Source organism: Mariniflexile ostreae (genome assembly GCF_042427585.1).
Classification (GTDB): Bacteria; Bacteroidota; Bacteroidia; order Flavobacteriales; family Flavobacteriaceae; genus Pseudalgibacter; species Pseudalgibacter ostreae.
Genome location: NZ_JBHMFC010000098.1, coordinates 23,153 through 43,329, shown reverse-complemented (window position 1 = coordinate 43,329; position 20,177 = coordinate 23,153). Strand labels below are relative to the sequence as shown.

Below are 20,177 nucleotides of genomic sequence, written 5' to 3'. Positions count from 1 at the left end.
AAGCAATAAATTGGCTATGGATAGTAATGAATCTGGGAGCATAAATATTTTTGATTCAAAGTTCTTTCTTTTTTAGTTACTCCACAACTTTTTGTGTTGACCCATGATGCTGTTGTTAACGCATTAAACTAAAGCAGCGTTTAAAAGTGTATTTTGAGTTTTTTATTTAGAAAGCTCAACAAAATATTTGTAAAAATAAGGAATGGTCTCGATGCCTTTTAAAAAATTGAAAACACCAAAATGCTCATTTGGCGAATGTATGGCGTCGCTATCTAGCCCAAAGCCCATTAAAATGGTTTTACTGTTCAGTTCTTTTTCAAATAAAGCGACAATAGGGATGCTGCCTCCGCTACGTTGCGGAATTGGTGTTTTGCCAAAAGTGGCTTCGTACGCTTTGCTTGCTGCCTTGTAGCCTACGCTGTCCATGGGTGTTACATAGCCTTGGCCGCCATGGTGCGGTGTTACTTTTACCTTAACGCCATGGGGTGCACTATTTTCAAAATGGGTTTTAAACTGGTCGCTTATTTCCTCCCAATCTTGATTTGGTACTAAACGCATAGAGATTTTAGCATAAGCTTTACTGGCTATAACTGTTTTTGCTCCCTCTCCGGTATAGCCTCCCCAAATACCGTTCACGTCTAGAGTGGGCCTTATAGAATTTCTTTCGTTGGTAGAATAGCCTGCTTCTCCGTAAACCGCTTCAATATCCAAAGCGTTCTTGTAGTTTTCTAAATTAAAAGGCGCTTTTGCCATTTCTGCACGTTCTTCTTTTGATAGTGTTTCAACCTTATCATAAAAACCAGGAATGGTAATACGGTTGTGTTCATCGTGAAGCGATGCTATCATTTTGGTTAAGATGTTTATAGGGTTTGCCACTGCACCGCCATATAGCCCCGAATGAAGATCACGGTTAGGGCCTGTAACTTCGACTTCCACATAGCTTAAACCTCGCAATCCTGTTGTGATAGATGGTGTGGTATTGGCTATCATTCCTGTATCAGAAATCAAAATGACATCATTTTTTAGCTTTTCACGATTATTTTTTACAAAAACACCAAGGTTTCTACTGCCAACTTCTTCTTCGCCTTCAATCATAAATTTCACATTACAAGGAAGCTGATTTGAGGTTGTCATAAACTCTAAAGCTTTTACGTGCATGTACATTTGTCCTTTATCATCACAGGCTCCACGTGCAAAAATAGCACCTTCTGGGTGGGTTTCCGTTTTTTTGATAATAGGGTCGAATGGGGGAGAGTGCCATAAATTTATAGGGTCTGCGGGTTGTACATCGTAATGACCGTAAACCAGTACGGTTGGGAGTTTGTCGTCTATAATTTTTTCGCCATAAACGATAGGGTATCCTTCTGTTTCACAGATTTCAACTTTATCGCAACCTGCTTTTTTTAAGCTTTCTTCTATAGCACTTGCTGTTTTAAGCACCTCGTTCTTATATGTGGGATCGGCGCTTATGGATGGTATTTTAAGCAGTTCTATTAGTTCATTTATAAATCTGCTTTTATGTTCTTTAATGTAAAATTGAATGTTATCCATGAGAAAAAATATGATGTTGATTTCAAAAGTATAAAAAAAAGAATGTTTTTACCTCTTAGAAGTTTGGTATTTAAAAATCTTGTTTATATTTGCATCCCAATAATCTTGATGATTATAGGATGAACTACTAGCGGGCGTGGTGGAATTGGTAGACACGCTAGACTTAGGATCTAGTGCCGCGAGGTGTGGGAGTTCGAGTCTCCCCGCCCGCACAAAAAGTCGAAGAGCAATCTTCGGCTTTTTTTATTTAAAATGTTTTAGTTTTTGTTCTGTTACAAAAACATGGTTTTCGATCACAATCTTTCGCTTAGTGTTTATGTAAACTTCTGTTTTCACTATAATGTATATAGTAAAATTTTATTTTAGAAAAACGTATTCAAATACAAAATATTTAATAGAGGTGTTTTATAGCGGTCATTACTAATTTCTTTGCTTAAATAGATAGATGTCACTAGTTTATAAAAAATACAATTACTAAGTGACAAAATAGCATCCATTTTCTTTTGATGAGATACTTATTTTTGAAAAACATTTTATAGTTCGCTAATGTTAGACAATAATAAGGTATTATTTAAGGAGAAAATAGGGTATGCGCTTGGTGATGGTGCTGCTAATATCGCATGGCGGGGCGTTGCTGCTTTTTTGTTTATTTTTTATACAGATGTTTTTGGGTTGCACCCAGCCACTGTAGGAGTCTTGATGTTAGTGTCCCGTTTTAGCGATGGTATTAGCGATGTGCTAATGGGGGTTATTGGAGATCGAACCAAATCTAAATACGGAAAATTTAGACCTTGGATTTTATGGACGGCCATTCCATTGGGCATTAGCCTTTCTTTATTGTTTTCAAGCCCAGATCTTAGTCCTACTGGTAAGATAATATATGCTTATATAACTTATATTTCTTTTACTTTAATCTATACTGCCAATAACATTCCATATGGTGCGCTTATGGCTGTTATGACAGGCGATGATAAAGAAAGGACAAGTATTGGGTCCTTTAGAATGGTGGGGGCTTTTGGTGGAGGTATGTTGGTTCAAGGAGCGTTGCTTTTTTTAGTAGCGTTCTATGGAAACGTGAATCCTGAGGTTAAAGTAGATAAATTAGATGTTGAAAAATTTAGGGTAGAAGTATCTGCTCCAAAAGATGTTTTGAATGCGAATATTAAAACAGAACATGGTATTGCTATGTTTACGTGGGACGCTCCAAAAACGAATGCAAACACCCCAACAAAGGGAAAAAGCTTTACTATGGAAGCTAATAAAGTTTATGCGTTTATCGTAGAAGGAGAACAAAACATAGAAGCAAGTTCGTTCTCAATTATAGATCAAAAAAGAGGGTATAGTAATGCCATGTACGTCATGTCTTTTTTTCTAATACTATTTATGCTCATTACGTTTTATACTACTAAAGAAAGAGTGCAGCCTCCAAAAAACCAAAAGACCAACTTAAAACAAGATTTAAAAGATTTAATAACGAATAAACCATGGCTTATCTTGCTATCTATAGGCTTGTTGTTTAATGTATATAACTCTATTAAACAAGGGATAGTAGTTGTGTATTTTACACATTTTTTAAACAATCAGTTGTTGGCGGCAAGTTATATGGTGGGACTTATGTTGGCGTCTATTGCGGGTGCGATGATTACTGCTTCATTGGGGAAGAGATTGGGTAAGCGTAGGTTGTTTATTTACGCTTTATTGTTTTCGGGTGGGGTAAATACACTGCTTTTTTTCTGTGGACCACAAGATATCACTCTAATTTTTACAATAGGCATTCTTTCGGAATTTGGAGCAGCCATACTTCCTACTCTGTTTTTTGTAATGTTAGGTGATGCAGCAGATTATTCGGAATTTAAGAATGGAAGACGTGCCACAGGCTTAGTGTATTCTGCAGGCTCTTTTGCAACTAAGTTTGGAGGTGGAATTGCCGGTGCCATTATAGGTTTGGTTTTGGCGGCTTTCCATTACAACGGTCAAGATGCGGTTGCTATAAAACACTCTATTCCCGGCATTGTTATGTTAATGAGCTGGGTGCCCTCGGTAATTTCTGTACTGGCAGCTGGTATTATGTGTTTTTATCCGCTTACCCAAACCAAGCTTGATGAGATTACACTAGAACTAAACACAAGACGATTAAGTGAACATTAATACGTTCGTTATTATAATATATTTCTAAAAAATAAACATGAAAAAATTTCCAGAAAACTTTATATGGGGAACGGCGACATCGTCTTACCAAATAGAAGGTGCTGCAGATATAGATGGTAAGGGACCATCGATTTGGGATGCTTTTTGTAGCATTCCGGGTAAAATTAACCAAGGGGATACAGGGGATGTGGCTTGTAATCACTATCACAAATTTAAAGAAGATATCCAATTGATGAAAGATATGGGTGTAAAAGCATATCGCTTTTCAATTGCTTGGTCAAGGGTTATGCCTACAGGTAAAAACACCGTGAATGAGAAGGGAGTCCAGTTTTATTCAGATTTAATAGATGAGCTTCTTAACGCGGGTATAGAGCCCTGGGTAACGCTTTATCACTGGGATTTGCCTCTTGCTCTAGAAATGGAGGAAGATGGTTGGTTGAGTGAAAACATAGCAGCTTATTTTACGGAGTATGCAAATGTATGTTTCAATCGCTTTGGAGATCGTGTAAAGCATTGGATTACTTTAAACGAACCCTGGGTAGTTTCTATTTTGGGATACGGGCAAGGCGTATTCGCACCGGGCAGAGTTTCTAATTCAGAACCCTATTTGGCAGCCCATCATTTAATTTTGGCACATGCAAAAACCGTACAGCTATACCGAGCGCAGTACGCACATCAAAAAGGGCAGATAGGGATTTCTAACAATTGCGATTGGCGAGAACCGCTTACAGATAGCGAAGAGGATAAACAAGCAGCAGAAAGGGCTCTTGAGTTTTTTCTGGCGTGGTTTGCAGACCCTATTTATAAAGGTGACTATCCAGAGGTAATGAAGGAAAGATTAGGAGAGCGTCTTCCTGTTTTTACTGAAGCTGAAAAGGAAATAATAAAAGACTCGTCAGATTTTTTCGGACTTAACCATTACACTACCATGTATGCATCACATGCAAATGGAATTAAAGAGCACGTTTCTGTTCATGGTAATGGTGGTATTTCTGAGGATCAAGATGTGAATCTGTCTTTAGATAAGGATTGGGACTTAACGTCAATGCATTGGGCCGTGGTGCCTTGGGGTTGTAAAAAGCTATTGAAATGGATTGATAAACGTTATGGGAACCCTAATATTTATATTACAGAAAATGGATGTGCTTATCCTGATAAATTGGTAAACGGTAAAGTGGATGATCAAGAACGATTGGACTTTTATAAGGGATATTTAACGGCTTGCCAGGAAGCTATTGATGAAGGCGTGAATTTAAAAGGATATTTCGCTTGGTCTTTTATGGACAATTTTGAATGGGCCATGGGTTATGATAAAAGGTTTGGATTACATTATGTAGATTTTGAAACCTTAGAGCGAGTTCCTAAAAAATCGGCGCTTTGGTTTAAAAAGAGCATCGCCATTAATAGTGTAAATACACCATAAACTTTTTATATAACAACTATTTAAAATTAAAATATGAAACTTCTATTGAAACTTAGCGTAGTTTTTTTTGTAATCTTAACAGGTTGCCAGAAACCAACAGAAAAAATTGAAAAAGGAACACCCATTAGTCCTTACTTGTTTGGGCAGAATTTATGGTTAACAGACAAAGCAGAAGGGCGAAAAGGCTATATTCAAGAATCCCTTTGGGATAAAGTTGAGGCCAGTGGTGCAAAAATAATAAGAATTGGGGGCAATGGCTATGAGCATAAAATGCCATCTATGGACACGCTTGAGATGTGGGTTAAAACGATAAAAAAAATAGGGGCCGAACCCTTATTTCAAGTGTCTAGACTAGAATCGGCTAGCAGAGCGGCAGAATTGGTTAAACATTTTAACCAAAATGATAGTTTGAAAATTAAATATTGGTCTATTGGTAATGAGCCTTATGGAATGGCAAAATGGTCTATAGATACAATTTCTACTATGATAAAAACCTATTCAATAGCTATGAAAGCAGTAGATCCGGATATAAAAATATTTATTCCAGATGGTGCTAGTTATTATAACGATTTATACGAAGCGCTTTTGCTAAGCGATGAAAAGAGTGTTGCAGGACGTGCCCCTAATGGATATTGGTATATCGATGGTGTTAGTTTTCACACCTACCCAAATGGGAAAGATTATACTAGAGCAGATGTTATTTTTAATTCTGTTGATAAGGTTCGAGGTCAAATTTTAAGTCTGAAAGAAGACGTGGAAGCGTCTAACATAAAGTATAATAGAACGGGGGGATGCTGCGCTTGTTTGGGGCTTAACAGAATTTAATATTACTTACTCCAATCCAGATGATTTTAGCGTAGACGGTATTGCTGTGCCATCGTTTATAAACGGACAGTTTTGGGTAGATGTTTTTGCTATGTCTATGGAGCATGGCGCGTTTTGTGTTACACCTTGGTGCATTCAAGAAAGTGATGTGGCAAAAACATACTTTGGCTATATAGGTGCGCCTCCAAATTTTATTCCTCATTCTACCTATTATCACATGCAGATGATGTCTGAAAATATAAAAGGGAGTTATGTTAAAATGGGCACCAATAAGGGGTTTTTAAAGATATTGGGATCTGAAACAGAGGATGAAACAGCTGTTTTGTTGATGAATCAGAGCCAAGAGGAGCTTTATGATTTTGATTTGAACTTGTTAAATAAAAATCAATCCAATGGTTTGGTTATAACTTCGGAAATACAATTAAAAACCAACTATAAAGGGACAATAGCACCCAATAGTACATTGGTTTTAGTCTTTAACAAAAGTGGTGCTGTTAAAAAACAAACGACTTATACTGTGGAGATGGCCAGAAATGATAAAGCCCCAGAAACTATAACGTATTAAGATAGTTATAGTATAATATAGCTGTTAAACAATAATAACCAAAGGACTTTTAGCAAAGTCCTTTGGTTATTATTGTTTAACTTTAAAATTAGGGAGCAGTCAGGGTAGTGCTTAAAATGTCAAAACAAACGCATTCCATTAATCTATTGTTGCTTTATTCCCACCAGTGGGTTTTAATACCCTGAGGCTTGCCTCGATCGAAAAGGCAATTTCTTATTCATGCTTCATGGGCTTGCCCGAGGTTCTTGATTTTGGAAGTTCATTATCTGTTAAATCTTCTTTTGAAGGAGTCTGCGCCACTGCCACTTATAAGACCCGTTTTACCGTAAAAAAATCATTTCTAAATTCTTTAGGTGTGCATTTCTTTATTTTTTTAAAAAATTTATTGAAATTAGACTTGTTGCCAAAGCCGCATTTGTAGCTTATTTCCTCTACACTTAGGTCGGTCTCTAATAACCAACGGCTTGCAAAGCTAATTCTAATATGATTAAGATAACCTACAAAGGTTTTTCCAGTGTGGTTTTTTATGAATCTATTGAAGGAAACCGGGCTCATATGTACAAGTTTAGAAATTTCATCTAAAGTGATTTTTTTATCGAAATTTTCTTGGATATAATTATAAACATCTTGTATGTTGTCGTTTTGTCCAAAAGCGGATTGTTCTTCACTAATATTTGAAAGCATTCGTTGATTTTTGGATTTTGCTAAATGGTCCAAAATAGATAGGAACTCTAAGTAATACTGGATTCCTGATAGTTTAGATAACAACTTTAACTTGGGCATAATATCCACAATAGTGTTTCTAGAAAACTGAATGCCATGTTTAGATCTATTAAACATATCCTTAATGGCTTTAAAAGCCTTACTGGATAACACCCGATCACTTAAAATGCCTTGGGGAATATGGATGGTGACTTCATAAATGTTTTTATTAGAACATTTATATAATTCCCAGCCATGGGTTAAGTTGGGACCTACAAGAATAAGTTCTAAATCATCAATAACCTCAATGCTATCTCCAATAATCCGTCTTGCATGTTTGGCATTGTAAATAAAATTTAATTCATATTCTGGATGAAAATGAATTGGAAAATCAAAATCATCTTTAAACCGCTCTTCATATAAAAAGCTGTCTTCAGGATTTAATCGGCTAATTTCTCTATGTACAGTTTTAAGCATAATAAAGCAATTATACGAAGGTTTTATAAAGTTTAGAAACAGCTTGTTTAATAAATACATATTTACCCCTAAATAAGGATATTTGCTATATCCCGATGTTTGCTGTATAGATAATGTTGTCTTATTTTTATAAAATGATTACCGTAGCCTATCAAACCGAAAGCTTTCTTTTACGGCTTAATGGTTTTTAGCATTTGTTTCGTTTCTTTATAGGATTTGTCTAAAGGGGGTGTGAACCGTTTTTATAGGTAGGTCTAATGTCTTAAACCTAAAATACGAATATGTTAGAACAGCATTTAAAAAACTACAACCATATGTTTTATAAGCATGTAATGAATGTTATAAGTCTTTATATTTTAGTTTTTGCTATTTCAATATCTTCTTATGCTCAAAACCCAGATTTAAGATTTAAGACTGTGGAGTACGGCGAAAACTTTCCGCAAAGCACGATTTCAAGTATAGTTCAAAGTAAAAAGGGTTTTATTTGGCTAGGCACAGATAATGGATTAGTACGTTATGATGGATACGAATTCTTGAGATATTATACGCAAAATAAAGAAGAAGGTACCATTAGTAATAATATTGTAACCTGTATTTATGAAGATGCAGAAGAGAATCTTTGGGTTGGTACTAACCATGGTGTAAACCTGTATAATAAGAAAGCAGATAATTTTACTGGTGTCGATATAAGCAGTGTAAAAGGAGGGCCTAATTATATATCCTCGTTTGTAGAAGATGATGAAGGGAATCTATGGGTAGGAACCTTTGGTGGGGTAAGAAAAATAAATAAAAAAAACCTTTTGCTTGAAGGTGGAACCAATGACTCTAGTACTGCATTTAATAATAAAGTGTTTGCTTTGTTATATGATCCTGCCTTTGGGGTTTTAGTAAGCACCCATCTGGGTTTACAATGTTTTAATCCTAGAACAGGATTAGAGATAGAGCTCCCCGCATTACTTAAGAATCATCCAACGTTTCTAAAAGAAAAAGTTTTAAAGATTATTAAGGATGATTGTGGAGACTTGTGGTTTGCCACAGAAAGCGGTGGGGTCTTTTGGTTTTCTAAAAACGAGTACCAGCTTATAAATTATAAGCATATTTTTAATAATGCGAACAGTATCTCTACAAATAACATAAAAGATATTGTATCGGTAGATACCAATACCATCTGGTTTGCCACAGATAACGGTCTGAATGTATTTAAAAAAGATAGCAAAAAATTTAAAGTTTATGAGCACAGCCCTATACTTTCAACCTCAATTAGTGATAATAACATAACAAGTTTACTGAAAGACAGGGAGGGGAGTATATGGTTGGGAACTAAGACGGGGAGTATAGACTTTTATAATGAATCTAACTTAAATTTCATCAATATAAAAGAAAGCGTGAATCAAAATTTCGGACTTAACAATACTATAGTTAATGCCCTGGTTAGTGATTACAACGGTGCTTTATGGGCGGGTACAAACGGAGGAGGTCTTAATTATCTGGATTTTAAAACACATAAAAACCAATCCTATTTAATTGGTGATTTTAAAGGCAACAATATTATTAAAGCATTAGTCCATAAAGATGAGAATACACTGCTTTGTGGAACATTATTTGGATTGTATCAATTTGACAAAAGGAGTAATCGTTTTAGTAAAATACCCATTAGCGGAACAGAAGTACAAGTGTCATCTATAGCCGTAGATAACGATGATATTTGGGTGGGGACTGATGGTAACGGATTGATTCATATTTCTAAAAATGGTGCTATCAAAACGTATCGAAAGGGAGATTCAGAAAGCTCGATAAGCGATAACTTTATACTTCATATAGAAAATCGCGATAACGGATTGTGGGTCTCTACCCAATTTGGATTAAATTTCTTTAATAAAAACACCAAAGCATTTACAAGTTTTTTTAAGACTGCTCAAAACCATTCGCTACCAAATAATACGTTAACGGCTTTATATTCAGACTCTAAAAACAGGTTGTGGATAGGGTTGGGGTACGGTGGGCTTAGTTATTTTGATACAAAAAATAAAAAATTCTATCTTATTAACGAGTCACTTGGCCTTACAGATGGTGCTATTAAAAGTATTGCAGAAGATAATCAAGGCAATTTATGGGTAAGCTCTAATAATTTGCTTTTTAAAATTACCATAAAACAATTTGAACTTCCGTTTAAGGCATCAAATTTTGAAATAACCTCTTACGGCTCAAGTGACGGCATAGCCGTTAAAAACTATGTTTTAAATTCTTCTGCGATATTGGGAGACGCCTTAGCTTTTGGTGGTGCTGAAGGCTTAGTGCTATTTAATCCGAATAAAATATTAAAACCAAAGGTTAAAAACAAAGTGGTATTAACCAAACTGATTGTGAACAATCAAGCGGTTAAATTCTCGCCTAATAATACTATTTTAGAAAAAGACATCTCAGAGGCTTCAGAAATAGCTTTAAACCATAATCAAAAATTTATTGGACTTCAATTTAGTTCCTTGAACTTTATCAATACAGAAAACAATACGTATGCCTATAAGTTAGAAGGAGCTTTTGAAGAAGAAGATTGGCAAAATATAGGCACGCAAAACAGCATCAATTTAGCAGCTTTAAATTCTGGAACATATACCTTTAAAGTGAAGCCCTTATATGCTGGAAACGCTGGCGATATTGATACGATTAAGTCTTTGAAAATTAATATTCTGTCACCATGGTGGCAAACCTATTGGGCGTATGCGCTATACATGGTATTGTTGTTGTTGGTGTTTTTGATCATCATTAAATTTATAAAAAGTAAGGTGGTTATCAAGCAGGCTTTGTTATTAAAACAATCAGAGAGTGAGAGGCAACGAGAATTGTATAATATGAAATTGGATTTTTTTACGAATATTTCCCATGAGATACGAACGCATTAACATTAATTCAAGGGCCGGTTGAGGAACTTTTAGAGGCTTGTGAAAAAGATGGAAGATTAGAAAAAAAACTAACCACGATAAAAAAGAATTCCGATAGGCTTTTAACGCTTATAAATGAACTTTTAGATTTTAGAAAAATTGAAAGCAAACAAGCTAAGCTTTATTGTGAAGAGCAAGATATTGTGCAGTTCTGTTTTGATATTTACGAATCTTTTAAAGGGGTTGCCGCTAAGAAAAACATAGGTTATAAATTTGTTATGAATACAAAGGTTATTCCTGTTTTTTTTGATAAAAACCAAATGGAAAAGGTAATCTATAATTTACTTAGTAATGCCTTTAAATTCACCAAGAAAAACGGAAAAATAGTTATTTCTATAGAGGATGTTTCAGATGATACTAGTGGGGTAACCATAAAAATAAAAGATAATGGAATCGGTATTCCAAAAAACAGTAAGAACAATGTATTTAAAGGGTTTTTTCAGGTTGATGAAAGAGGGCATAAAAACGCAGGTAGTGGTATTGGGTTAGCACTATCTAAAGCTATAATAGAACTGCATAAGGGTAAATTAAGTATTGAAAATGAAACAGAAACTTGGGCGAATACCATATTTAAAATAGACTTGCAAAAAGGTAAAGACCATTTAGAGCCTTCGGAGATACTTAAAAAAAGCATAACACTTGATGAAATGAACTCTGGTCTTGAAGATTCAGGAACGGATGAGCGTAGTTTAGAGCACGTATTACAAATTGAGGAACTGGAAATTGATCAAGATACCGAAGAGCAAAGCAAACCAAGCGTATTTGTTATTGATGATCATAAGGATATTAGAAAATTTATTACAGATATTTTAAAGGAAGAGTATCATATAACAACATTTACCAATGGTCGGGATGCTTTACATTATATGGAAGAACAAATTCCAGATTTGATAATCTGTGATGTTATGATGCCGGAAATGGACGGTTTTGAATTTTGCAACCACATTAAAACAAATGAAGCGACCAATCATATTCCTGTAATATTGCTAACGGCAAAAACCTCTACCGAAAACAGGATAGAAGGCCTTTCGCTAGGTGCCGATGCTTATCTTACAAAGCCATTTAGTGTGAAGGTGCTAAAGCTTAATATGATTAACTTATTATCTTCCAAAGAAATTTTGCGCCAGAAGTATAGTGGGAGCTTTATAATAGATTCAAAACTAGATAAGTTGGATGTTCCTGAGGAAGTGTTCTTAAAAAAATTGATGACAATAATTGAAGAGAACATTGAAAAGCCAGACTTTGATGTTAATGAGTTGATTAAAGAAATTGGAATGAGCAGAAGTGTGCTGTATAAAAAAGTAAAAGCACTAACCAATCATTCGGTAGCTAGCTTAATTAAACACATTAGACTTAAAAAAGCAGCAGATATTCTAGAAAACACAAATTATCATATCTCTCAAGTTACTTTTATGATAGGTTTTAACGATAGAAAGCATTTTAGCAGGGAATTTAAAAAGGTTTTTAAGGTTTCGCCTTCAGAGTATAAAAAGAATAAAAAAACAAAATAGAGTTTCTTTCCTTTAAGATTCTAAAAGTCTTCGCACCCTAGTTTTGTTCTATACCTTAATACGTTATTCGTAAAGGGGGGATTTTGTAATTGTTGAAGATAAATACATTCGTACCCCAGAAAATGAATGTATCGACCCCTTGTAGGATAGTATTTATAGTAATATTTGCAAAGCTAAGGCTTTTGTAAAACGTTATTCCGACTAAACTATTTTTTAACACAAACTTTATGATATGAAAAAAAACAAACTAAGCAATATGAATTTTAGACCTAAATATTATTTTAGATTTATTCTGGTTGCATGTATATGTTTTGCATTTAACACTGCAAATGCACAACAATTAATTACAGGAACCGTAGTTGACGACTCTAGCATACCCATACCGGGGGTGAATATTGTTGTGGATGGAACTAGTACAGGAACCATGACTGATTTTGATGGAGGTTTTAGTATTAATGCAACTAAGGGAGCCAAATTAGTATTTTCATACGTGGGATTGAAAACGGTCTCTGTATTGATAGTAGATAATACTAAGCTAAATATTGTGCTTACCACAGATAGTGCTTTATTAGACGAGGTGGTAGTTATTGGTTACGGAACTCAAAAAAAGAGTGATATAATTAGCTCTGTTACATCTGTAAAGCCTGATGAAATGATGAAGGTAGCCACGTCTGATGTTGGAGAGATGTTAAGAGGTAAAGCAGCAGGGGTTCAAGTGTCATTAAACGATGGTGGGCCAGGAAGCTCTTCAAGTATTCTTATTAGGGGTAAAAACTCAATCAATGGAGGAAACGATCCTATCGTTATTGCAGATGGTGTGCCAGTAGGGAGCATCAATGATATTAACCCCAATGATATTGCTTCTCTGGAAATTTTAAAAGACGCTGCAGCTCAAGCCATTTATGGTGCGAGAGCATCTAACGGAGTCATTTTGATTACAACAAAACGAGGCGCCGAGGGTAAGGTTTCCGTATCTTATAATGGGTCTTCGGGGGTTCAGTCTATAAATAGAAACTTCGACATTTATAGTGGAGATGAATTTGCACAATTAAAAAGAGAAGCTTTTAGAGGGACAAACTTAGGCGTTTATTTGCCAGACGAAGCTATTTTTTCTAGTCTGGAACTGGCCAGCGTACAATCTGGAGAATATATCGATTGGGAGAAAGAAATAATTGGAATAGGAACAACACAAAATCATAATTTAAGTATTTCTACCGGTAGTGAAAAAACCACTGTTTATAGTAGTTTTAATTATTTTAAGCAGGAAGGTGTTATGCGAAACTCAGATTATAACCGAGTTACCACAAGATTGAATGTGGATCAAAAAATAAATAAATGGTTGAAATTAGGCCTTAATACATCTTTTCAATTTTCAAATGAAAACAGGCCCAATGTGGGGAATGTATTGCTTAGTGCCATAACCACTTCTCCCCTAGGAAAAATATATGAAGATGATGGTACCACCTTACGTCTTTTACCAGGAGGTTTTGAAGAGAATAAAAACCCTTTGATAGATTTAAATGAAACAAACAGTTTAAATGAAAATAGAAATGACATTGTTAATGTTTTCTTGGACATTAGTCCTTTTGAGGGTTTTAATTATAGGCTAAATACGAGTAGAAGATCTTATAATAATAATTCACGGTCTTATAATTCAACCAAATCTACTTCAGGTATTTCAAGAGGAGGTTTAGGAAGCGGAAGTTTAAGGTTTCAAGATAATGTAGAATGGCAAATAGAAAACATCTTTACTTATGAAACAGATTTTTCAACAGATTCTAAACATAATCTAAACCTAACAGGTGTCCATAGTGTTACCGAATCAGAATATAATTCCTATAGAAATATTGCCGATAATATTCCTAACGATATTCTTGGTATCAATGGTTTGGAAGCAGCAGAGACCAATACCCCTTTTATAGATGCCAATAGAAGAGGGCTAGTGTCTTTCGCAGCAAGAGCAGAATATAATCTCGATTCAAAATACTATGTAACAATTTCTGGTAGGGCAGATGCTTCTACTGTATTCGGCGCCGAAAACAAATGGGGTTTCTTTCCAGCGGCAGCTGTAGGTTGGAATGTGCATAAAGAAAATTTTATCCAAGATATAGAAACCATTAATAACCTAAAGCTAAGGCTTAGTTATGGTAGTGTTGGTAATGAGGGGATAGCGCCTTACCAAAGTTTAAGTTCTGCCATACAAAGAGATTATATTATTGATGGTAAGAAAGTATCTGGATATGTGCCAGGTAATTTTCTTCCTAATCCAGACTTGAAATGGGAAACGTCTACAACGTTTAATGCTGCATTGGATTTAGGTCTTTGGAGAAATAGATTTACGGCCACTGTAGAGTTTTATAACACAAGAACCAAAGATTTATTAATAGATCAAAGATTGAATGCTGGGCTGGGATACACCAGAAAGAAAAGTAATATTGGTGAAGTAGAAAACCAAGGTATTGAAGCCTCACTAAATGGTGCTATTGTAAGAAAAGAAGATTTTACCGTGAATGTTGGATTGATTTTTTCTAAAAATGATAATAAGATTATTAGTCTATATGGTTTAGATGAAGATGGAGATGGTAAAGAAGATAATGATATTGCTAATGGCTGGTTTATTGGACAACCAATCGATGTTTATTACAAATATAAACCTATTGGTATTTTTCAAGAGGGGGAAGATATTATAAGCACCCATCAACCCAATGCGTTGCCTGGCGATATTAAACTATATGACAGGTATCCTGATGATGGAAATTTAAATGCAGACGACCGTGTGATTACTAAAAGAGGACCCGATTGGATTGGTACTTTAAACTTAGATATAACGTATAAAGATATTGACTTTTCAGCAGCTGTTACAACAGTTCAAGGTGCTATAAAAGACAATCCGTTTTTATATGGTTATATAGAAGGAGGGTCTTTAAGAGGGGTTAAGAATGGTATTAAACAAAACTACTGGATACCCGAGAATCCTGGAGGAGATTTTCCAAGACCTAATGAAGCTGATGATCCAACCCAGTTAATATCTATGGGTTTACAAGAAGCATCTTATATACGTTTACAGAATGTTACATTAGGTTACACATTACCTAAAACAACCCTGTCTTCGTTAGGGTTAAGCAATTTCCGATTGTTTGTTACAGGGAGTAATTTGTTCACGTCTACCGATTTTCAATCTTACAGTCCAGAAAAAAAACCTAATGAATATCCAGAAGCAGTATCTGTTGTAATGGGGTTACAAGTTGGTTTTTAAAAAAAACAAGAAAATGAAAAATAATTGTAAACTAAATAAGATGATGAAAAATATAAATTTTGTATTTGTTTTTGCATGTCTAATTGCTATACTTAATACATCGTGTAACGATTTTCTTGAAGAAGAAGTGCTTGATGAAATATCAGTAGACTATATCTATACAACAGAGAACGGGCTAGAGATTGGTGTAAATGCACTATATAACTTGATGAGGTCTTACAATGCGCCAGGAGGATTTGACGACAGATTAGTGTCTAACATCTTTTTCTTAGCAGGTACAGACCTTGGAATGACCAGGACGTTTCACAGACCTTATGGTCCCAACCACACACCAAGTAATTTTGCTGCAAATAAATGGGTTAATGGTTATCAGATTATTGATAGGTGTAACGCTATAATTACTAGTGCACAAGATGTGGATATGGATGTGGATAAAAAAAATCACTTGTTAGCACAAGCAAGAGTTATAAGGGGAGAAACTTATTTGGATCTTATTAGAATGTACGATAATATTCTTTTAGATACCACAGCAACTACCCCACAAAATGTTAACGACCCTATTGTTTATGAACAAGCTGATCCTTTAGACGTGTTTAAGTTAATTGATAAGGATTTAAGTTTTGCTATTAATAACCTGTCCTATAACGAGCCTTATGGCAGATATAATAAAGCCACTGCACGGCATATAAAAGGTAAAAGTGCTATGTGGCAAAGTGATTGGCAAGAAGCGGCTATTCAGTTTGATTCTATAGTGGAACGAAGTGGCCATACCTTGGTTGCTATAAACAATGTATTTGGGCAAAATTTAAAACATAAAGAAACATTGTTTGCCTATACCCGGGATAAGCTTTTTTCTGGCGATGATATCAACAACGCTACAGATATTGCTGGTGGTGGGGACGGCTCCTGGTTTGGTAGTGTTTTTACACAGCGTTTGTACGAACTAGCTTCCGGTGATTTTATAGCTCAGGTTGAACATGGAGGGCAATCTCTTGGTTGGTCTTATCCTAACGATTATTTGCAAAGTTTGTATGATAAAAATAATGATAAGCGATATGTTGCGTATTATTATCCAGAAACGTATATCGCTAATAATCCGGAATCGCCACGATTTGGACAAGTTATTCCTGTTGAAGCGTACGAGGATAACTTTAGAAGGTACCATTTTAGTTTAAAAAAGTTTTATGATGTAAATAAAGAGCCCTTAGCAAATGAAAGCTGGAAAGACCATATGTATTACAGGTTTGCAGAAACACTTTTACTAGGTTCTGAAGCTCATTGGAGGCTTGGGGCAGAGGGTAAAGCTTTAGACTATATCAATAGAATTAGAGAGCGGGCTTTTGATAGCAATGCGTTTAATTTTACAAGCTTCACATTAGAAGATTATTTAGAAGAATCTGCTAGAGAGTTGGCTTTTGAAAAAAATCGTTGGTTTCTACTTAAAAGGTTAGGGCTACTCGTAGAAAGGCAAAACCTATATTACCGTTATGGATCAAATTCTAGTAATCAGGTGCCAGAACCTATGAAACCACATATGGTTAGACTTCCCATACCTCAATCTCAAATAGATTTAATGGGGACTTTCCCACAGAACCCAGGGTATTAAAAAATTGTTTGTTTAGTTTTAGTAAGTAGTGCGTGAGGTATAAATTTTATGCCTCATGTACTTAATTTAAATCACATCTCAAAAAAAAAATTATGTTTAAGAATAAGTTTATCCTTTTATTAGCAGCAGTGTGTTTGTTTGGTACAAGTGTTTTTTCTCAAAAAACAATACAAAATGTTGATGGTAGAAATCATATAAGTTTAAATGGCGAATGGAACTATATTATAGATCCGTATCAAATGGGGTACCTAGATTATCGATTAGAGCCATTTGATGAATCTAAAACAGGAAAAGGCGGGTTTTATGATAATATAACAAATCCAAAAAAAAATGAAAAAGTAGAATACGATTTTAGTAAAGGTCCTACGTTAAGCGTTCCTGGGGATTGGAATTCACAAGATTTGAGACTTCAATTTTACGAAGGTACTTTATGGTATAAAAAAGATTTCATTGTTAATGTAAAGGACCATAACCGCTATTTCATCCATTTTGGTGCCGTTAACTATGAGTCGAATGTGTATTTAAATGGTAAAAAAATAGGCTCTCACAAAGGAGGTTTTACCCCGTTTCAGTTTGAGGTTACTAACAAATTGGAAGAAGGGAATAACTTTATTGTTGTAATGGTTGATAATACCCGAAAAAAGGATGAGATTCCTACTATTAATACAGATTGGTGGAACTATGGGGGAATTACAAGAAACGTGACTTTAATTGAAACACCAAAAACTTTTATAAATGATTATAAAATTCAGCTGGCTAAAAACGAAAATAAAATCATCGAAGGGTTTATTCAGTTAGATGGTGCTACTATAAATGAGAATATTACTTTAGCAATACCTGAATTGAAAATAAAGAAAGCTTTCACTCCAGATGAAAATGGTATGGTGGCATTTACAATTCCTGTAAAAAAACTTAGCTATTGGTCTCCCGATAATCCTAAATTATATGAGGTAGAAATTTCAACAGAAAACGATGTTGTAACAGATAAAATAGGCTTTAGAACTATTGAGACTGTAGGAAAGGATATTCTTCTAAATAATAAACCTGTTTTCTTAAAAGGGATTTCTATACACGACGAGAACCCTCTTATTAAAGGGCGCTTAAGGTCTGAGGCAGACATGAGAATGATGCTAACATGGGCAAAGGAGTTGGGCTGTAACTATGTGCGTCTAGCCCATTATACACACGATGAGACCATGCTGCGTTTGGCAGACGAAATGGGACTGATGGTTTGGGCAGAAGTACCAGTATATTGGACTATATCTTGGGAAAATGCAGAAACCTACAAAAATGCAGAAAATCAATTGGAAGTAGGCATACAGCGTGATAAAAATAGAGCAAGTATCATTATTTGGTCGGTAGGAAATGAAACCCCTGTAACCGAGCCCAGAAATGTATTTATGGGCAATTTAGTGGATAAGGTTAGAGCACTGGACAATACTAGATTGGTTTCTGCAGCTTTAGAGGTGGAAAGAGACGGTTATATGGTTACGGTAGATGATCCGCTTGGGGAGAAATTAGATTTGGCAAGCTTCAATCAATATGGAGGCTGGTATTGGGGAGCACCTAAAGAACTTCCAAAATATACTTTTGATATAAAATTTGACAAACCAGTAATTATCTCTGAAGTTGGAGGCGGTGCTTTGGGAGGCTTTCATGCAGACGATGATACCATATGGAGTGAAGAGTATCAGGAAACCTTATTTGTAAATCAAATTAAAATGCTTGAAAAAATAGACGGTTTTAGAGGGATGACCCCTTGGATTTTGGTCGATTTTAGATCACCAAGACGTCAGAATCCAGTCTTTCAGGATTTTTGGAATCGTAAAGGGTTGATTTCAAATAACGGAAAAAAGAAAAAAGCTTTTTTTGTACTTAAATCATATTATGACACTAAATAATAACATAAATAGAACTAAAAAATAAATATTATGAAAGAAAAGATAATTTTTTTAGGAGTGGTATTTCTTTTGCTCTTTAGCGCCTGTACTACAGACGAGAAAATAGTATTCGTAAATGGAAAAGAGCCAGAGGGTACAACAATAGATTCGGATATCAGTTTAAAGGAAAAAGCTGCTTTTAAGATAGGTGCTGCCGTAAAAATGCGTTATTTAAAAGAAGATGCTGAATATACACAAGCACTTAAAGATAATTTTAACCAAATAACGGCAGAATTTGAGATGAAAATGGATAATATTTGGCTATCGGAAGGTGAATATAATTGGGAAGCCGCAGATTATTTAGTGCAATTTGCCGAAGATAACAATATGGCTATTCACGGGCATTCGTTAGTGTGGTATCGTACATTCCCGAATTGGTTTAAAAATCAGGACAATGATTCTATAGCTTTTGAGGCTAAAGTTAAAACTTATATTACCGATGTTGTAGGACGATATAAAGGGAAAATAAGAAGTTGGGATGTGGTGAATGAGGTTTTTGCAGATGGCGGAGGAGCACGTGACGAAGCGATCATAGCGCCGCTTTTTAATGATCCTGTAGCGTTTTATGGAAGATGTTTTCAGTACGCTAAAGATGCTGATCCTAATGCTAAATTGTTTTATAACGATTATAGTGTTGTTATCGATTCGGGCAAAAGAAATGCCATTAAAGATATGGTCGCTACATTTAAAGCCAAAGGATATCCCATTGATGGTATTGGGGCGCAATTTCATTATGGAAAATCAACAGGTTTAACCAAAATAAATGAGGGCTTTACAGATTTAGCATCTACAGCATTATTAATTCATATTTCTGAACTGGATATTAAAATGAACGCCAATAAATCGGATCTTTTTGTTTTCTCCAATAGCATTGCGCAAGAACAATCCGCTATTTATGAAAGTATTGTTAAAATGTATGAGGAATTACCCGAGAACCAAAAATTCGGTATAAGTACGTGGGGCGTTTCAGATAAATATACGTGGTTAACAACAGAGTGGCATGCCAAGGAATATCCGTTGCTATTGGATACCAATTTTAATAAAAAGATTGCGTATCAAGGGTTTTTAAATGGGTTGAACTAGAGAGTATTTAAATTATATTTTGTACTGTAAAGACAGTAATACCTTGTGTGTTACTGTCTTTTTTAGTATTTAAAATAAATGTTCTGTAATAATGAGGCATCTTTTTGTATGAAACGTCCATTATCAAGAACGAAAACTTGCCTTTAGTAGG

The 20,177-nt window shown here is 35.0% G+C and carries 12 protein-coding genes, 1 tRNA gene and 1 pseudogene; 12 read left to right on the top strand and 2 right to left on the bottom strand.

Going from position 1 to position 20,177, the window contains the following annotated elements:
• Positions 1-162: 162 nt before the first annotated feature.
• On the bottom strand, positions 163-1,551 hold the full coding sequence (locus ACFFU9_RS13935) for a dipeptidase (RefSeq protein ID WP_379862092.1): 1,389 nt from the start codon (positions 1,549-1,551) through the stop codon (positions 163-165).
• Between the two features lie 130 nt (positions 1,552-1,681).
• Here ACFFU9_RS13935 and ACFFU9_RS13930 point away from each other — a divergent pair.
• The 5 genes from ACFFU9_RS13930 to ACFFU9_RS13910 all read left to right on the top strand — a co-directional run bounded on the left by ACFFU9_RS13930 (position 1,682) and on the right by ACFFU9_RS13910 (position 6,512).
• A tRNA-Leu gene (locus ACFFU9_RS13930) sits at positions 1,682-1,763 on the top strand.
• 334 nt (positions 1,764-2,097) lie between these two features.
• A complete protein-coding gene (locus ACFFU9_RS13925) occupies positions 2,098-3,699 on the top strand; it encodes an MFS transporter (RefSeq protein WP_379862091.1) in 1,602 nt (533 codons plus the stop codon).
• A gap of 37 nt (positions 3,700-3,736) precedes the next feature.
• The gene (locus ACFFU9_RS13920; RefSeq protein WP_379862090.1) at positions 3,737-5,122 is read left to right on the top strand and encodes a GH1 family beta-glucosidase; all 1,386 of its coding nucleotides are present in this window, start codon (positions 3,737-3,739) and stop codon (positions 5,120-5,122) included.
• Positions 5,123-5,155: 33 nt separating this feature from the next.
• On the top strand, positions 5,156-5,947 hold the full coding sequence (locus ACFFU9_RS13915; RefSeq protein ID WP_379862089.1) for a glycoside hydrolase family protein: 792 nt from the start codon (positions 5,156-5,158) through the stop codon (positions 5,945-5,947).
• Positions 5,948-5,993: 46 nt separating this feature from the next.
• On the top strand, positions 5,994-6,512 hold the full coding sequence (locus ACFFU9_RS13910) for a hypothetical protein (RefSeq protein ID WP_379862088.1): 519 nt from the start codon (positions 5,994-5,996) through the stop codon (positions 6,510-6,512).
• A 306-nt stretch (positions 6,513-6,818) separates the two neighbouring features.
• Here the strand turns inward: ACFFU9_RS13910 and ACFFU9_RS13905 are convergent, their stop codons facing one another.
• Entirely contained in the window at positions 6,819-7,691 is an 873-nt protein-coding gene (locus ACFFU9_RS13905; RefSeq protein ID WP_379862087.1) for an AraC family transcriptional regulator, read from the bottom strand.
• 281 nt (positions 7,692-7,972) lie between these two features.
• Between ACFFU9_RS13905 and ACFFU9_RS13900 the strand changes: the two genes are divergently transcribed.
• The 7 genes and pseudogenes from ACFFU9_RS13900 to ACFFU9_RS13870 all read left to right on the top strand — a co-directional run bounded on the left by ACFFU9_RS13900 (position 7,973) and on the right by ACFFU9_RS13870 (position 20,026).
• Positions 7,973-10,591 carry a ligand-binding sensor domain-containing protein gene (locus ACFFU9_RS13900; protein WP_379862086.1) on the top strand — a complete coding sequence of 873 codons (2,619 nt, stop codon included), beginning with the start codon at positions 7,973-7,975 and terminating at the stop codon, positions 10,589-10,591.
• A 5-nt stretch (positions 10,592-10,596) separates the two neighbouring features.
• A pseudogene (locus tag ACFFU9_RS13895) lies at positions 10,597-10,677 on the top strand (hypothetical protein); the annotation flags it as partial.
• Between the two features lie 171 nt (positions 10,678-10,848).
• The gene (locus tag ACFFU9_RS13890) at positions 10,849-12,141 is read left to right on the top strand and encodes an ATP-binding response regulator (protein ID WP_379862085.1); all 1,293 of its coding nucleotides are present in this window, start codon (positions 10,849-10,851) and stop codon (positions 12,139-12,141) included.
• Between the two features lie 232 nt (positions 12,142-12,373).
• Positions 12,374-15,397 carry a SusC/RagA family TonB-linked outer membrane protein gene (locus ACFFU9_RS13885; protein WP_379862084.1) on the top strand — a complete coding sequence of 1,008 codons (3,024 nt, stop codon included), beginning with the start codon at positions 12,374-12,376 and terminating at the stop codon, positions 15,395-15,397.
• Between the two features lie 40 nt (positions 15,398-15,437).
• Complete coding sequence (locus ACFFU9_RS13880; protein ID WP_379862083.1) at positions 15,438-17,003, top strand: RagB/SusD family nutrient uptake outer membrane protein; 1,566 nt, start codon at positions 15,438-15,440, stop codon at positions 17,001-17,003.
• Between the two features lie 92 nt (positions 17,004-17,095).
• The gene (locus ACFFU9_RS13875) at positions 17,096-18,904 is read left to right on the top strand and encodes a glycoside hydrolase family 2 protein (protein ID WP_379862082.1); all 1,809 of its coding nucleotides are present in this window, start codon (positions 17,096-17,098) and stop codon (positions 18,902-18,904) included.
• 30 nt (positions 18,905-18,934) lie between these two features.
• Positions 18,935-20,026, top strand: a complete 1,092-nt coding sequence (locus tag ACFFU9_RS13870; protein WP_379862081.1) for an endo-1,4-beta-xylanase — start codon at positions 18,935-18,937, stop codon at positions 20,024-20,026.
• Positions 20,027-20,177: the final 151 nt, after the last annotated feature.

Bases quoted from the DNA above. Each gene is read 5' to 3' on its own strand.
- ACFFU9_RS13925 (WP_379862091.1), top strand. From the start codon at position 2,098: ATGTTAGACAATAATAAGGTATTATTTAAGGAGAAAATAGGGTATGCG.
- ACFFU9_RS13905 (WP_379862087.1), bottom strand. From the start codon at position 7,691: ATGCTTAAAACTGTACATAGAGAAATTAGCCGATTAAATCCTGAAGAC.
- ACFFU9_RS13885 (WP_379862084.1), top strand. From the start codon at position 12,374: ATGAAAAAAAACAAACTAAGCAATATGAATTTTAGACCTAAATATTAT.
- ACFFU9_RS13915 (WP_379862089.1), top strand. From the start codon at position 5,156: ATGAAACTTCTATTGAAACTTAGCGTAGTTTTTTTTGTAATCTTAACA.
- ACFFU9_RS13875 (WP_379862082.1), top strand. From the start codon at position 17,096: ATGTTTAAGAATAAGTTTATCCTTTTATTAGCAGCAGTGTGTTTGTTT.
- ACFFU9_RS13870 (WP_379862081.1), top strand. From the start codon at position 18,935: ATGAAAGAAAAGATAATTTTTTTAGGAGTGGTATTTCTTTTGCTCTTT.
- ACFFU9_RS13920 (WP_379862090.1), top strand. From the start codon at position 3,737: ATGAAAAAATTTCCAGAAAACTTTATATGGGGAACGGCGACATCGTCT.
- ACFFU9_RS13900 (WP_379862086.1), top strand. From the start codon at position 7,973: ATGTTAGAACAGCATTTAAAAAACTACAACCATATGTTTTATAAGCAT.
- ACFFU9_RS13935 (WP_379862092.1), bottom strand. From the start codon at position 1,551: ATGGATAACATTCAATTTTACATTAAAGAACATAAAAGCAGATTTATA.
- ACFFU9_RS13890 (WP_379862085.1), top strand. From the start codon at position 10,849: ATGAATACAAAGGTTATTCCTGTTTTTTTTGATAAAAACCAAATGGAA.
- ACFFU9_RS13880 (WP_379862083.1), top strand. From the start codon at position 15,438: ATGATGAAAAATATAAATTTTGTATTTGTTTTTGCATGTCTAATTGCT.